Origin of the sequence: Rhizobium sp. 10PS4 (assembly GCF_032464805.1) — a bacterium.
GTDB lineage: Bacteria > Pseudomonadota > Alphaproteobacteria > Rhizobiales > Rhizobiaceae > Rhizobium > Rhizobium laguerreae.
In genome coordinates this window covers 1-14,453 of record NZ_JAWDIW010000015.1, presented here as the reverse complement: position 1 = coordinate 14,453, position 14,453 = coordinate 1, and the positions used below count along the sequence as shown (strand labels likewise).

The window sequence follows — 14,453 nt, the reverse complement described above, 5'->3', positions numbered from 1 at the left end:
ACATCATGCTCTGATTTAGATCAGGTTTCATATTTTAGGCCGATTGGGCCCAAATCATCCTGATCTAGGGCTTGCGGCCGATCACCGCGCCGTTCGCGGCGGGTGCGTCGAACCAGACCGTCTCGATGTGCCGGAAGCCGGCTTCCTCGAGCCACGCCGAATATTCGGCCGGCGTGTAGTTTCGCCCTTCCGTCTCGATCAGCATGTTGAGGCTCATCAGCGCGGCCGGCGCCGGCCCGGTCTTTTCGTCATTGACGAGAAGCTCGCTGATGATCACTGCGCCGCCGCTCGGCAAAGCCTCGAAGGACCGGCGCAGCAGGGCGCGGTTCTTGGCCTCGTCCCAATCGTGCGGGATCATCGACAGGAGATGCACGTCGTGATCCCCGGGAAGCTGTTCGAAGAAGTTGCCGCCGGCGGTCCCGATGCGGTCGGTCAAGCCGGCCTCGACAATCTTTCCCGCGGCGATCGCGGCCACATGCGGCAGATCAAACACGGTCGCGCGCAGCGCCTCATACTGTTTGCAAAGCTCGATGTCATAAGCGCCCGATCCGCCGCCGATGTCCAGAAGGCGGCGGAAATGACTGAGATCCACGGCTTCGCCGAGCTTGCGCGCGGTCATCGTGGAGAGCGAATGCATCGCCTCCCAGAAGAGTGCCAGCATCGTCGGATCCTCGCCGTCGAAGATCGAGGATTGCACCGCAGGGTCCCACGTGGTTGGCCGGTTCGTGCGCAGCGCTTCGGTAAGTTTGCCCCAGCCCGCGTAGAGCCGCTTGTCGGCCATCCGCACGAAGCCACCAAAGTAATACGGCTTGCCCTTCACGAGATAGGCTTCGCTTAACGGCGTATTGCGATAACGGCTCTCCGTTTTCTCCAGAAGCCCGAGTGCAGCGCAGCCGGTCAACAGCATCTCGGCCGGGCGTGGATGCAGACCGAGCGCTTGCGCCAGCTCGCCAGCTGTCGTGCCCGGGCCGCCCGCAAGGCGGCTGAAGAGGTCCAGCTCGTGCGCGGCGGCCAGAGTCTTGAAGGTCCAGAAACCGGTCGAAAGCGCCATCAGCGGGACGGCGGAAGGAAGTTCCTGCGTGCGCATCATTTTACTCCTTTCATGACAGACGGACCGCGCGGGTTCCAAGCCCGCTGAATCTCGGCAGGCCAGTTACGGCTGAAACGGCCCGGTGGTCGGCTTACCTCATCGACATCAGGTACGTGATCAGACCTGGCTTGACTTCAAGCACTGCCGCTGGCGCCTCGGCATGACCGATGTCTCTCAACTGATCGGGGCTTAAATCCGCGATTGCCCGATGTCTTGAGCGGTCAATTGCCAAGTCTTGAAGGCTGCGACCGTGGCCTTCACAAATCCAAGTCGTCGCACTCTCGACGAGTGATCGACGCGAGCTTCCGCTCGAGGCCTTTCAGCCTTCCATTTCCAGCCACCCGCGCGAGTGCCTCGGGAGGGTGCGGCCCACCGGCCAGTTCGTCGGCGACGTTCAGCTTCGCCGCCACCAACAGCAATTGCGTCAAGTAACCGCATGTTCTTTCCTCGCTCTGCTACAGCATCGGCCCGAAAATCGGAATCGATTTTCGGAAAGCTCGATGCGAGGATTGAAAGAGTTAGGGCGTCCTTTGTGCGTCCGATTGGACGCATGGCGCTCTAACTAAGCCCTCCCACAGGTCGACACATAGCGCAGGCACCGCGGCGCTGTCAGTCCAAAAGCTCCGGGTTTTGTTCTGATCTTGCTGCGGAATGGGCAACGGTGTTGCTAGCCGGCAGAGATTTTGGTTAACTGACGTTGCCATGTTACGATTGCAGGACTACGCCATCTTCAACCATTTGCAGCAGTCGGGTGTTCCTTTGCGAGCCTCGGCACGCTTCGGGGAAGGCTTGGCGGCCGCGCTCTGGGAGCGGGAGGGACGCGGGCATTACCACTACAACCCGGCCAATCACCATACACTCAGTTTTTGGGTCGCCGAGGGTGCGGGCTTTCGCCGGCTGCGCGGACGCGGCTACGATCCCATCCATGGCGAAAGCAGCCTCTGGGTTGTGCCGGCCGGCGCGCCGACGGCTTGGGAAGCTGCCGGGAAAGGTCGGCTTCTCCACTTCTACATCCCGACGCCGGTGTTTGAATCCCGGGTGGTGGAGACGCTCGATGCCGACCCCAGCCTGATAAGCCTGCGCGAAGAGGGCCTCCAACGCGACCCGTCACTCGAAAACATCATCCGCGCCATGGTGCTGCCGCTGTCGTGGGAGGAGCCGGCCGACCGCATCGCCATAACTCAGGCTGGCGAAATGCTGACCGCCTACCTCGCGGCCCGCTGCAGCGAACGCCCGCCGAAAGCGCTCTTCATCCGCGGAGGTCTGGCGCCAGTCGTTCTGCGGCGGGTGCAGGAGTATGTCGAAGCCCATCTGGAGCAGGACCTGACGATTGAGGACCTGGCTGCCGTGGCCGGTCTGAGCCCTTATCACTTCGCCCGTGCCTTCAAACGCTCGACTGGTTTTGGCCCCTATCGCAACGTGTTGCGCAGACGTATCGAGCGTGCCAAGCGGCTTATTGCAGCAGGCAAGGTTCCATTGTCCGACGTGGCACAGGCCTGCGGCTTCGGCAGCCAAAGTCATTTTTCCGCCCGCTTCCGAGAGGTAACCGGACTGACCCCACGCCAGTTTTGCCGCTGCTTTCATGACCGGTCCTTGGTCGCTCGCGTCGGGTGAACGCAATCCACCGGGAACGGCACGAGCTCCTCGGGGACGCGATCACCCCGTGAGTTTGCAGAGCATATCGAGCTCGTCCCGTCGACAACGGGGCTTCATCTCACCGCTCCGGCCCGGAAAATGTCGGTAGACCAGATCGCCGTGATCGCCCGCCGCGCTGCCGATCGCGGCGTCGCCATCCAGATCCTGTCGCATTTCGCCGTGAGTGCGATCCCACGAGTCGGTATTATGCTGGGATACGGCGCTATTCCCACGACCCGCATCGACGAAGGGATGCAATTGCTCCACGCTTGTTTCGATAGTGAACCGCAGTGAACCAAGCTCGAAGATCACGTCCGGGCGATAGGCTAACTTCGGTTCTCCAAGCGGCTTGCTTTGCGCCACTCTTCGTATTCTCCGCGGGCATCGTCATGCAGCGGATAGTAGCGCTGCAACGACCCGCCCTCCATAAGCTTCACTCGCGAGAACTCCTCCCAATCGTGATGCTTTTGCGACTCTTCGATTACCTTCGCGGCCATCGCGACTGGAAGTACCACCACCCCGTCATCGTCGGCGACCATGATGTCGCCGGGGATTACCGTGACACCGCCGCAGGCAATCGGAACGTTGACCGCATTCGGATAGATGCTGGTCTGCACATGGTAGTTGGGAGTCCAGCCACGTAGCCATAGAGGGAGATCCAGCTTCTCGACATTGGGCCGATCGCGCATGCACCCATCGATCACGATGCCGGCGCCGCCTCTGCCTTTGAAATAGGTCGACATCATATCGCCGAAGACGCCCGAGCTCATGTCGCCGCGCGCGTCGACCACGACCACATCGCCCTCCTGCACGTGATAAAGCACATGGCGGTGCAACTGCGTCTCCGGATCTGCATATTCTCCCTCGCTGAAGAGGTCCGGCCGCTGCGGCATGAATTGAAGCGTCAGGGCCGGCCCCACGATCGACTTCCCGCGATTCTGCGGCACGGGACCGACCATATGCGGATTGCGGAAGCCCATGTGGCCAAGCGTGCCGGAAATCGTCGCGGCACCGATTTCCTTCAATGCGTCGATCAGTTCTTTGGGCGGTCGCGTAATGTCGGGCGTATGGGTCATTCTAGGCTCCGGTGGATGAAACTACCAGTTCGTAACAGAACCATCGCGGCGCTTCAGGTGAGGCGCTTCCCAGAACCGGAAGCTCTCCGCCTTGATCGCCTCTTCGTTGACCTCTACGCCAAGCCCCGGCAGATCGCTGACCGGATAGTCTGGGCCGTCGAGCCGTGGTTGCACGGGGAAGAAGTCGGAATTATCGAAGCCCAGCTTTGCCTCGGGCACCCTGGTCTCGAGCCAGGCGAAATTCGCTACCGCGGCGGCGAGATGGATGGTCGCGGCCGTGCAGACTGGGCCGAGGGGATTGTGGGGCATCAGGTCCACATAGTGCGCCTCGCTCCAACCGGCGACCTTGATCGCTTCGGTGAGCCCGCCAACATTGCAAACATCGAGCCGGTTGAACTGATGGATGCCACGCTCGATGTAGGGCAGGAATTGCCACTTGCTGGCAAATTCCTCGCCGATGGCGAAGGGGATGTCAGTCATCGTGCGCAGGGATTCGTAGGCCTCGGGTGTCTCGTCTCGTATCGGCTCCTCGAGGAAATCAAGCACGCCGCGGCTGAGCTTGTTACAGAAGCTCGCCGCCTCTGCCACCGACAGCCGATGATGATAGTCGATGCCGAGGACGACCTCGTCGCCCAGCGCCTCGCGCGCCTTGTTCAGCATAGTTGCGGTCGCGCCGATCGACTGGCGCGGTTCAAAGATGTCCTTGCTGTTTTGCCCGATAGGAAAGAAGCGGATCGCCTGCCACCCTTGTTCGCGTAGTTCGCGGGCTCGTTCGATGGCGACATCGCCCTCGGCCTCGTCACCCGTCGAGGCGAAGGTAGGAATACGGTCGCGCTGCATGCCGCCCAACAGTTCGTAGGCCGGCACGCCCAGCGCCTTGCCCTTGATGTCGTGAAGGGCAATGTCGATGGCGGAAATTGCCGCCTGCAGAACGCGCCCGCCTTCAAAGTACTGGCTGCGATAAACTTCTTGCCAGATCCGACCAATCTGCATTGGATCGCGGCCGATGAGAAACTCGCGATAGTGCTCGATCGCGCCGGCCACGGCCTTTTCGCGACCGCTCAAGCCGCTCTCGCCCCAGCCGAAAATGCCGTTGTCGGTCTCGACTTTGACCAGCATCTGGTTGCGCGTTCCAACCCATACTGGATAGGGCTTGATGGCCGTGATTTTAAGCTTCGTAGTCATTCACGCCTCGATTCGCACGCATCGGCTCTGTCTCAGTGGGCCTTGAGGGCCATTTCTGTTTCGCCGTCGAACAGATGCATCCGCTCCTGATCGAACTCGAGCCAAATCTGTTCGTCGGGCGCGACGGCAATGGTCGGCGGCACGCTGACATTGACGATGGCGCCCGAAAGAAACGCCTGCACGAAGGTGACGTCTCCGGTCGGCTCCACCGTGTAGGCCTTGGCAGGAATGCTGCCTGGCACCGCACTCTTGTGCAGCTTGATCGTCGAGTGACGTGCGCCGAGCACGACTTTCTTGGTTGTCGCCCTTGAGACCTTCTGAGCGTTTTCTGGCGAGAGCTCGAGGCGCCAGCCCTCCGCACTCGTCAACACAGTGTTGCCGCTTGCCGTTGACGTCTCCAGCGGAACAAGGCTCATCGCCGGGCTGCCGACGAAGCTGGCGACGAACATGTTCACCGGATGGGCAAAGACCTGCGCCGGTGAATCGTATTGCTGCAGGTAGCCGCCGTTCATCACCGCCATCCTGTCGGCCATGGTTACCGCTTCGAGCTGGTCGTGCGTCACGTAGATGATCGTCGCCTTGAGGTCCTGGTGGAAACGCTTGATCTCCGACCGCATCTGCACGCGCAGCTTTGCGTCGAGGTTGGAGAGTGGTTCATCCATCAGGAATACCGCCGGATCGCGAACGAGTGCACGGCCGAGCGCCACGCGCTGCTGTTGCCCGCCCGAAAGTTCGCGTGGCTTGCGCTCGAGCAGCTGTGTCATGTCGAGCACTCGCGCTGCTTCCTTGACCTTCTTGTCGATCTCGTCCCTTGGCAGTTTGCGCATCTGCAGCGGGAACGCCAGGTTTTTGTAGACCGATTTCTGCGGATAGAGCGCGTAGTTCTGGAACACCATTGCGATGTCGCGGTCCTTGGGGTCGAGGTCGTTGACCACCCGGTCGCCGATGACGATGTCGCCAGATGTGATGGGGATGAGCCCCGCCACAAGATTGAGTGTAGTTGTCTTGCCGCAGCCTGAAGGGCCGACGAGCGCTACAAATTCGCCGTCGTTGACCGTCAGCGAAACATCGTTGACAGCTTTGAAGCTGCCATAGGTCTTGACAAGATCTTTGAGGACCACGTGGGCCACCGGCAACTCCCTAGTGCTTGACTGCGCCTTCTGTGAGGGCGCGTACGAAGTATCGTTGCAGGACGAGGAACAAGACCACGACGGGCACACTCATCATAAAGCTGGCCGCCATAAGGCCGGGAAAGTCCGTCGTATTTTCGGAGAAGAAGCGTTGGATGCCGACCGGCAGTGTCAGCTGGTCGTTCTTGGAGAGGAACGTATAGGCATAGATGTACTCGTTCCACGCGCCGATGAAGGAATAGATCGCCGTCGCGATGATTCCTGGCGCCGAGAGCGGCATCACGATCAGGACAAAGGCCTGGAACCGCGTTGCCCCATCGATGCGCGCGGCCTGCTCGAGTTGCACCGGGATGTTGTCGTAGAAGCCCTTGAGGAGCCAGATTGCCAGCGGCAGGCCGAATGTGAGGTAAGTGAGGATGAGCGAGCTATGCGTGTTCACCAGCCCGATCGCGCGCATCAGGATGAAGAGCGGCACGAGAAAGATCACCGCCGGGAACATGTTGCGAAGCAATACGGCGAAGAACAGAAAGTTCCGGCCTGGGAAAGTGAAGCGCGAAAACGCGTAGGCCGCAGGAACCGCCACGATCACCGAAAGGATGGTCGTGGCAGTGGAGACGAAAAGGCTGTTCCAGAAGAAACGAAGGAAGTCCTGACCGACGCTGTTTTGCGGATCGAGCAGCTTCTGGTAGCTGGCAAGAGTGGGTTGGTCCGGCCACCATTGCGGCGGGAATTGCATGGCCGCGAAGCCGGACTTGATCGAGGTGATCAGCATCCAGATCATCGGTAATGCGGTGTAAAGCAGCATGAACACAAGGAAGATGCGTCCGCCCCACCGCCATCCATCGATGCGCATACGGCGACGCGCCTGGCCCTGAGCAGTCTCGACAATCGTGCTCATTCGCTCCCGTCTTTCTGGTCGTTGCCGCTCAGCGCACGAACGTAGAAGTAGCCGAGCGACATCAGGATCAGGAACAGCAGCACCGAATAGGCCGATGCCACCCCCCAGCGCTGGCGGCCGAAGGCGAGTTCGTAAATGTGAGTGATCCAGATATGCGATGCATTCGACGGCCCGCCGCCGGTCATGATCCAGGGGATGATGAAAGAATTGAAGTTGGCCACTGCCAGCAGAAGGATCGTCACCGTCGAGACGTTTCTCAAGTGCGGAAAGGTGACGTGCCAGAACCGCTGCCATGCATTGGCTCCGTCGACTTTTGCGGCGCGCAGCAATTGGTCGGGAACCGTCTGCAGGCCAGCCATCATCATGATCATGGCGAACGGAAATTCTCGCCAGATATTCACGACGATCAGCGAGGGCAACACCGTACTGACGCTGTCGATGAAATTCGGCGGCCGGTCGCTCAATCCCAGGCCAACCAGCACTGAGCCAATGATCCCAAAGTCCGAATGGTAGATCCATTTCCAGATATATGACGCTGCAACCGCGCTGATGACCCAGGGAATGATCAAGATGGCGCGCAGGATGGCGCGGCCGGCGAAGTCACGATGAAGTGCGAGGGCGCAAGCGAACCCCAGGACAAATGCGATGAAAGTCGATCCCGCTGTCCAGATAAGAGTGTTCGAAGTAACCGTCCAGAACACCGGACTTTTGAGGATGGCGGTGTAGTTGTCGAGACCGACGAAAATCTTGTCCCGAAGCTGCAGACCAGGCGGTGTATTGAAGAACGACAGCTCGATCGTGTAATAGATGGGGTAGGCTATGACGATGAGCATCACGGCGATCGCAGGAAGCACGTACGCGTAGTCAGCGCGATGCTCCCAGACCTTTCGCAGCACTCTGGACCTATGAGGTCGTAGTCGTCGGGAAACCTCGGCCTTCCCAGTCAAGATCGTCACCGTGCAGAGCCCTCATCCTTGGGAACAAAACCGGCTGCGACCGATGTGCAGCCGGTCAGATCGTCGGACTTGGACTAGAGCCCACCGTCCATCAAGTCTTTGACCTTCTTGGCCGCATCGTCTGCTGCCTGGTCGACGGTCATGGCCCCAGTCAGAGCATTCTGGAGCATGTCCGGGACGATGATGTTCATGATCTCGGGGGACTGTGGCAGTGCCGGGAACGGGATGCCGTAAGGCAGCATCGAGGTCGTGACATCAAGAAACTTGATGCTGTCCAGGCGTTCCTTCATCCATTTTGTCTTGAAGCCGTTGAGGTTTCCCGGGTTCGAGCCGGCATAAGCCATCTTCAGTGACCATTCGGGGCTTGTCCACATGCAGATGATAGCTTTTGCCGCCGGCTCGTCTACCTTGCCGCCTTCGACATATTCGGGCTTCAGGATGTGAATGTTGGAGCCGCCAAACACGACGGCACGTTTGCCGTCGGGGCCAGTCGGAATCAAGCCATAGCGCATGTTGTCGATCACGGTCTGCGCCTTGTCCTTGTCGGTGGCCGTCGCCTTTTTCTGCAGGTCGAGCATGACGTTGTAGTCGGACGGGTGCGAGATCATCATGCCGAGTTGGCCAGCGAGGAAGAGGGGCTGGTTGTCGGCCTGCTGGTTGGTGAGCGCCGAAACCGGAACCGACTTGTCGCGAACATACATATCGTAGGAGGCCTGCAATGCCGCTTTGCTCTGCGGGCTATCGAGCTCGACCTTCTTATACGTCGGGTCGGCGGTAGCCTCGTCGAAGACGCCGCCGCCATAGGCCCACAGCTGCGGCATGAAGCGGTACGGCGTATTACCGGCATTCTTGCGAGCCACGAGGCCGTAACCGGCAATGCCGAGCTTGTCGTGGATCTGCTTGGAATACTTGACGACGTCGTCCCAGGTTGCCGGAGCCTTGTCCGGATCGAGGCCTGCACGCTTGAAGATGTCGGCGTTCCAGATGAACGCCATCGTCTCGTTGTTGGTTGGAATGCCGTAAGTCACATCTTCCCAGGTTACAGCCTTCATTGCGCCGGGCCAGAAATCCTCGGTCGAATACCCTACATCCTCAGGTTTGAGAGGCTCCAAATATCCCTTTGAGGCGAACTCGGTGCCGCCCAGGATTTGCAGGCGGACCGCCATGGGCGCTGCATTGCCCAAGAGCGCGGTCCGGAACTTGTCCAAGAGGTCGTTATAGGTGAGGGCTTGTTCCTCAAGCTGGATGTTTGGATAGGTTTTGCGGAAGGTCTCGAAGAACTCCTTGTAATACTGGCGCAGGAGGTCGGGGTCGCCCTCGAACACGCCCTGATACCAGAAAGTCAGCCGCCCCTTGTAGTCGAGAGGGGTGACCTTGCCGCAATCAGCTGCCGTGTCAAAATTCTGTGTGCCGGCAATGGAGCGCACATATTGCGGCGACCATTTGCTCAAGTCGACCGGCGCGCCGAGCGCCGACGCCGACATCAGTGATACCATCAAAGCAGTCGAGACAGTGCCGCGCAGGACGGCGCCGCCGAGTGAAATCCTCGTCATAGGGTATCCTCCAGGTTCTCCTATGCCGCTCTGCGTCGAAGCGAGCGGTCTTTGTTCCCCGGCCGCGGGACTTTCCACCCAATGTATCCCTTTGGCCTAATCATACGTTTTCAGATTGTAGATTGCCTGTCAATTGAATAAATCGTACATTGTTTACAGAAGGCTGGCGTGATATCCGAGCAATGTGTGTATTGATTTGGGGACAGCCTTGGCCGAAACAAGCGATTTTAAAGCAAAGCCACCCGAAGGCATCGACGCTATCGGGGCTTCCAGCGAGGGCGCCTCGCTTTATCAACTGATCAGGGACGACATCATCGAAGGGCGGCTCGCTGCCAACGAGCGGCTTGTAGTCACCGATCTCGCCCGGCGCCACGGCACCTCGACCAACCCCGTGCGCGAGGCTTTGCAACTGTTGCGCGGGGAGGGCTTTGTCACCCTCATTCCCAACCGCGGAGCGCGCGTCCGGCCCATAGATCAGGATTTTGTTCGGGACATCTACGAGATAGGAGTCTTGATCGAGCCGGCACTAACGCGATGGTTCGTGAACATGGCCACCGTCGAGGACATTGCTGAACTCGAACGCATCCAAGGCCTCATTGAAGAGAACAACTTCGCCGACACGTTAAGGCACAGCGAGCTGGACACCGCCTTTCACACCGTAATGTACCAAAAGCACTACAACCGCCATGCCGCCGAGCTTTGGTGGAAGCATCGCGAAGTGCTTCGAGCCGTGAGCCGGCGTTTCAACTTCACGCTCGCCCGGCGTGCCGCGATCCTTAGCGAGCATCGCGAGCTCATCGCGCATGTAAAAGCGGGAAATGCGAACGAGGCAGGCGAACTCATTGCACGCCATGTCGAGGGCTCCGGCCGGCACATCCTCGAACACATGCGCGCGCGTAACGCCGCTCGGGCAGGATAGAATACATAGCCTGGATTATCGCTATCCCGAACATTTCAGTAAAGGCAGTTGAGATGAAAATCACCAGCGTTCGGCCGTGGCTCATCAAGTCCGATGCTTCTTATTGGGGAGAGTTTCTGTTCGTCGAAGTAACGACCGATGAGGGGGTGAGCGGCTGGGGAGAGATCACCACCACGACGAGGCTCGCCAATCGCGCCCTCTGCACGATCCTGAGGCAGATCGGTGCCGCTGTGACAGGCGAGGACCCGGCGCGTATCGAATATCTGTGGCACAAGATATTCCGCAGCTTCACCTACATGGGCAGTCGCGGCGCCGCGGTCGAATGCGTGAGCGCCATTGACATAGCTCTCTGGGATATCCAAGGCAAAGTCTTGGGTAAGCCGATTTACGAGCTGTTGGGCGGGCCGGTACGCGATGAAATTGCTCTCTACACCCACCCCAACCAGGCTAAATTTACCAGCAATGAGGCTGTTGTCCGCGAAATTCGAGACATCGTCGAGTCCGGCCACACTGCGCTCAAGTTCGATCCTTTCCCCCAACAAGGCCGCACCGCCGACGGACAGCCTCGCGAACAGCGGGACGGCTACCTCGATGGCAGCATGACCCGCAAGGATGAGCGCGAAGCCGCCGAACTCACGGCTCTGATCCGCGAAACGGCGGGCTCTGATGTCGACATCCTCATCGATGCGCATGGCCGCTTCGACGTTCCCACCGCCATTCGCCTTTGTCGGAGCCTTGAGGAAGCCGGTCAGATCGACTGGTTCGAGGAGCCCTGCCCACCGGAGAGCCTCAATGCGCTTAGACAGGTCCGTGAGAAGGTCAGCGCCGCTATCTCGTGGGGCGAGCGCGGCCATACGAAATGGGATTTCGTGGCGGTGCTCGAAAACAGACTGGCTGATTACATTATGCCTGATGTCACATGGACCGGCGGCATTACCGAACTCAAGAAGATTTCTGCCCTATGCGAAGCCTACTACATTCCCGTCTCGCCGCATGACGCGGCAGGGCCGATCAACGTGGTTGCGGGAGCGCAGGTGATGATGACCGTTCCCAATTTCTACAAACTCGAAACGTCGGAGTGGAACCTGGGCAAATACGATCACCTCATCGACAGGCCACTCGATGTCTCGAACGGCAGCCTCAAGCTTACGCCCAAGCCTGGTCTCGGCGTTGAAATGAACCGCGACTACCTTCAAAGCCACGAGATAGAGCTGGACTAGCAACCCCTACACCGCCCCAGCGTGGGCGGCGGCAGCCCCGCGGACTAAAACGAGGATAAACCATGCTAGAGGCAGATGGAGCCGACGAGGCGCTCAATCGTGTGAACACGCATTCCAAGCCGTCCGACCTTCGCATCACCGACTTGCGGGTAGCCGAAATCACCGGCGCTCCGTTCGCCTCAGTGCTGCTTAAGATTTACACCAATCAGGGCATCGTCGGGCTTGGCGAGGTGCGCGACGGTGCCAGCGCCACCTACGCGCTGATGCTGAAGAGCCGGCTGCTTGGCGAGAACCCTTGCAATATCGATCGACTGTTTCGCCGGACCAAGCAATTCGGCGGGCACGGCCGGCAAGGCGGCGGCGTATCGGCGGTGGAAATCGCGTTGTGGGATCTTGCCGGCAAGGCCTATGGCGTCCCCGTCTACCAGATGCTTGGCGGCCGTTTTCGGGAAAAAGTGCGCGTCTATTGCGACACCGACGCTACCGTGCCGAGCGGTACCGAGACCGGCAAGCGCCTCAAGCAGCGCATGGAGCTCGGCTTCACCTTCCTCAAGATGGATCTGGGGCTGATGCAGATCGCGGATGTGCCCGGGGCGGTAGTGTCTCCTGCCGGCTCACTTGAAGGCTACCGCGACCACCCCGGCCGCGGTCCGCTGAAGACCAATGAAGAGCGGCGCGTGCGCAACGCTGCATACGATTTGCATAACGTCCCACACCCATTTACCGGCCTCCACTTTTCCGACAAGGGCCTCGACTTCCTTGAGCAATACATTGCCGAGGTTCGTGAGGTCATCGGAATGGATGTGCCGCTCGCAATCGACCATATCGGCCATATCTCGATGCAGAACGGCATCCGCCTTGCCAGGCGAATTGAAAAATACGTGCCAGCCTGGCTCGAGGATGTGATCCCGTGGCAGTATACCGATCAATACCGACAACTGCAGGACGCCACCACAGTGCCGATCTGCACTGGCGAGGACATATACCTCAAGGAAGGCTTCGAGCCTCTGCTCAAGAGCGGCGGCGTCTCCGTTATCCACCCGGACCTGCTCACCAGCGGGGGCATCCTCGAGACCAAGAAGATCGGCGACATGGCGCAGGACCACGGTGTCGCCATGGCGATCCACATGGCAGAAAGTCCAATCGCAGCAATGGCCGCGGCACATGTCGCGATCGCGACTGAAAACTTCATGGCGCTCGAATACCACTCTGTCGATGTCGACTGGTGGGACGATATCGTCACCGGCCTTCCCAGGCCACTGGTGAAGGACGGTTTTGTCACTGTTCCAGACAAGCCGGGCCTGGGGATTGACGACGTCGTCGACGAGGTGATCTCGCAGCATCTGCAGCCGGGTGTCACCGGCATCTGGTTGCCGACGGATCACTGGGACGATGAGTATTCCTGGGATCGCACCTGGAGCTGAGGCGAAGAGGAACGAAGATGAAGATCACCGATCTCCGCTGTGCCGTTATCGGCAAACACCCGATCGTCCGCATCGTTACGGACGAGGGCCTCTATGGCTTGGGCGAAGTCGAATTCACCAAGTCCCACCTCAAGCCCTGGGTACTGCATTTCCGCGAGGCGCTGATCGGCGAGGACCCGACCGACGTCGAGAGAGTAATGTTGAAGATCCGTCAACGCGGCTCTTTCAAGCCGTACGGCGCGGCGGTGAGCGCTATTGAGCATGCGCTGTGGGATATTGCTGGCAAGGCCGCGGGCGTGCCCGTCTATAAACTCCTCGGCGGCAAGGTGCGGGACAAGGTGCGCGTCTACAATGGTTCGATTCGCCAGGAACGCATGGGCGATCGGCCGGAAGATTACGCCGCCGACGTCAAATGGATGATGGAGCAGCCGCAGAACTTCTTCATGGTCAAGCAAGGAATCTCGTTCCACTCCAACATGAAGGACACTGTCGAGGGCTTCCACTACGGCGTGACGCAGAAGAAGGGCGGCTATCACGGTGCCATGGATCAGGGCGTGATCAGCGAGCGCGGTTTCAATCACATGCTCGACTGCGTGATCGCGATGAAGGAAGTGCTGGGCGACAAAGTCAGCCTGGCGCTCGACTGCGGCCCCGGCTGGATGCTGCCCGATGCGATCAAGTTCGCTCGCGCGGTCGAGAAGTACAATTTGATGTGGCTCGAGGACATGCTCACTGGCGACTACGTGCCGTGGGTCAATCCGCAGGCCTATCGGGAACTGACAACCTCCACCTCGACGCCAATCCACACTGGTGAGCAGATCTACCTGCGGCACAATTTCAAGGAACTGATTGAGACGCAGGCGGTACGCGTCATCGGCCCCGATCCAGCCGATGTTGGCGGCATTGCCGAGCTCAAATGGGTCGCCGAGCACGCCTACATGCACTCGATCCTGATGGCACCGCACGGCATCGCTAACGGCCTGCTTGGCCTCGGCGCGTTGATCAATGTCTGCGCCACCTTGCCGGCAAATTACATCGCCTTCGAATATCCGACCGCCTCCGATCCCTGGTGGCAGGATCTGGTAATCGGCTTGCCGCCGCAGATCGTTAAGGACAGCATGGTGGACCTACTGGAAGCGCCGGGGCTTGGCCTTGATATCGACGCCGAAGCGGCCAGGAGATATCTTAGCGAAGAGGATGCGGGCTTCTTCGACTGAACCTCCCTCCCCTCTATATCGTCGGCGATCGCAGCCGCTGGGAAACCTTGCCTTACTTCAGGGAGGCAGCGAGTGAAAGATCCGGATTACCGCATCCTGGATGCCTGCCTTGACTCACTTTGGAACGCAAAAAGCCCGCACGGGGCGGGC

The 14,453-nt window shown here is 59.7% G+C and carries 14 protein-coding genes; 6 read left to right on the top strand and 8 right to left on the bottom strand.

Going from position 1 to position 14,453, the window contains the following annotated elements; translation table 11 throughout:
* Positions 1 to 64 precede the first annotated feature (64 nt).
* Together RWJ89_RS26450 and RWJ89_RS26445 are read right to left on the bottom strand one after the other, a co-directional pair.
* Positions 65 to 1,087 (bottom strand): methyltransferase, encoded by a 1,023-nt coding sequence (locus RWJ89_RS26450; protein WP_316031694.1) that lies wholly within the window; start codon positions 1,085 to 1,087, stop codon positions 65 to 67.
* 260 nt (positions 1,088 to 1,347) lie between these two features.
* Entirely contained in the window at positions 1,348 to 1,518 is a 171-nt protein-coding gene (locus tag RWJ89_RS26445; RefSeq protein ID WP_316031693.1) for a hypothetical protein, read from the bottom strand.
* Positions 1,519 to 1,792: 274 nt separating this feature from the next.
* Here RWJ89_RS26445 and RWJ89_RS26440 point away from each other — a divergent pair, with 274 nt between their 5' ends.
* On the top strand, positions 1,793 to 2,704 hold the full coding sequence (locus RWJ89_RS26440) for an AraC family transcriptional regulator (protein ID WP_165504468.1): 912 nt from the start codon (positions 1,793 to 1,795) through the stop codon (positions 2,702 to 2,704).
* 120 nt (positions 2,705 to 2,824) lie between these two features.
* Entirely contained in the window at positions 2,825 to 3,019 is a 195-nt protein-coding gene (locus RWJ89_RS26435) for a hypothetical protein (protein ID WP_026265419.1), read from the top strand.
* A gap of 32 nt (positions 3,020 to 3,051) precedes the next feature.
* Here RWJ89_RS26435 and RWJ89_RS26430 read toward each other — a convergent pair whose 3' ends face one another.
* From RWJ89_RS26430 to RWJ89_RS26405, 6 genes are all read right to left on the bottom strand, one after another.
* Complete coding sequence (locus RWJ89_RS26430; RefSeq protein ID WP_316031692.1) at positions 3,052 to 3,801, bottom strand: ribonuclease activity regulator RraA; 750 nt, start codon at positions 3,799 to 3,801, stop codon at positions 3,052 to 3,054.
* Between the two features lie 21 nt (positions 3,802 to 3,822).
* Entirely contained in the window at positions 3,823 to 4,986 is a 1,164-nt protein-coding gene (locus RWJ89_RS26425; protein ID WP_316031691.1) for a mandelate racemase/muconate lactonizing enzyme family protein, read from the bottom strand.
* Between the two features lie 32 nt (positions 4,987 to 5,018).
* Positions 5,019 to 6,116 carry an ABC transporter ATP-binding protein gene (locus tag RWJ89_RS26420; RefSeq protein WP_131666203.1) on the bottom strand — a complete coding sequence of 366 codons (1,098 nt, stop codon included), beginning with the start codon at positions 6,114 to 6,116 and terminating at the stop codon, positions 5,019 to 5,021.
* Between the two features lie 10 nt (positions 6,117 to 6,126).
* A complete protein-coding gene (locus tag RWJ89_RS26415; RefSeq protein ID WP_131666204.1) occupies positions 6,127 to 7,014 on the bottom strand; it encodes a carbohydrate ABC transporter permease in 888 nt (295 codons plus the stop codon).
* Entirely contained in the window at positions 7,011 to 7,970 is a 960-nt protein-coding gene (locus tag RWJ89_RS26410; RefSeq protein ID WP_131666205.1) for a carbohydrate ABC transporter permease, read from the bottom strand. Before RWJ89_RS26410 ends, RWJ89_RS26415 begins: the two co-directional genes overlap by 4 nt.
* 74 nt (positions 7,971 to 8,044) lie before the next feature.
* A complete protein-coding gene (locus tag RWJ89_RS26405) occupies positions 8,045 to 9,523 on the bottom strand; it encodes an ABC transporter substrate-binding protein (protein ID WP_017961866.1) in 1,479 nt (492 codons plus the stop codon).
* Between the two features lie 208 nt (positions 9,524 to 9,731).
* Here RWJ89_RS26405 and RWJ89_RS26400 point away from each other — a divergent pair, with 208 nt between their 5' ends.
* The 4 genes from RWJ89_RS26400 to RWJ89_RS26385 all read left to right on the top strand — a co-directional run bounded on the left by RWJ89_RS26400 (position 9,732) and on the right by RWJ89_RS26385 (position 14,303).
* Positions 9,732 to 10,442: a GntR family transcriptional regulator gene (locus tag RWJ89_RS26400; protein ID WP_077979278.1), complete on the top strand. Its 711-nt coding sequence runs from the start codon at positions 9,732 to 9,734 to the stop codon at positions 10,440 to 10,442.
* Between the two features lie 32 nt (positions 10,443 to 10,474).
* Positions 10,475 to 11,662: a mandelate racemase/muconate lactonizing enzyme family protein gene (locus RWJ89_RS26395; protein WP_342588088.1), complete on the top strand. Its 1,188-nt coding sequence runs from the start codon at positions 10,475 to 10,477 to the stop codon at positions 11,660 to 11,662.
* Positions 11,663 to 11,724: 62 nt separating this feature from the next.
* Positions 11,725 to 13,086 carry a mandelate racemase/muconate lactonizing enzyme family protein gene (locus tag RWJ89_RS26390; protein ID WP_316031690.1) on the top strand — a complete coding sequence of 454 codons (1,362 nt, stop codon included), beginning with the start codon at positions 11,725 to 11,727 and terminating at the stop codon, positions 13,084 to 13,086.
* 17 nt (positions 13,087 to 13,103) lie between these two features.
* Entirely contained in the window at positions 13,104 to 14,303 is a 1,200-nt protein-coding gene (locus tag RWJ89_RS26385; RefSeq protein WP_131666208.1) for a mandelate racemase/muconate lactonizing enzyme family protein, read from the top strand.
* Positions 14,304 to 14,453 lie beyond the last annotated feature (150 nt).

Excerpts from the sequence above, each read along its gene's own strand:
- RWJ89_RS26450 (WP_316031694.1), bottom strand. The coding sequence starts at position 1,087 with ATGCGCACGCAGGAACTTCCTTCCGCCGTCCCGCTGATGGCGCTTTCG.
- RWJ89_RS26440 (WP_165504468.1), top strand. The coding sequence starts at position 1,793 with ATGTTACGATTGCAGGACTACGCCATCTTCAACCATTTGCAGCAGTCG.
- RWJ89_RS26435 (WP_026265419.1), top strand. The coding sequence starts at position 2,825 with ATGTCGGTAGACCAGATCGCCGTGATCGCCCGCCGCGCTGCCGATCGC.
- RWJ89_RS26430 (WP_316031692.1), bottom strand. The coding sequence starts at position 3,801 with ATGACCCATACGCCCGACATTACGCGACCGCCCAAAGAACTGATCGAC.
- RWJ89_RS26425 (WP_316031691.1), bottom strand. The coding sequence starts at position 4,986 with ATGACTACGAAGCTTAAAATCACGGCCATCAAGCCCTATCCAGTATGG.
- RWJ89_RS26415 (WP_131666204.1), bottom strand. The coding sequence starts at position 7,014 with ATGAGCACGATTGTCGAGACTGCTCAGGGCCAGGCGCGTCGCCGTATG.
- RWJ89_RS26405 (WP_017961866.1), bottom strand. The coding sequence starts at position 9,523 with ATGACGAGGATTTCACTCGGCGGCGCCGTCCTGCGCGGCACTGTCTCG.
- RWJ89_RS26390 (WP_316031690.1), top strand. The coding sequence starts at position 11,725 with ATGCTAGAGGCAGATGGAGCCGACGAGGCGCTCAATCGTGTGAACACG.
- RWJ89_RS26385 (WP_131666208.1), top strand. The coding sequence starts at position 13,104 with ATGAAGATCACCGATCTCCGCTGTGCCGTTATCGGCAAACACCCGATC.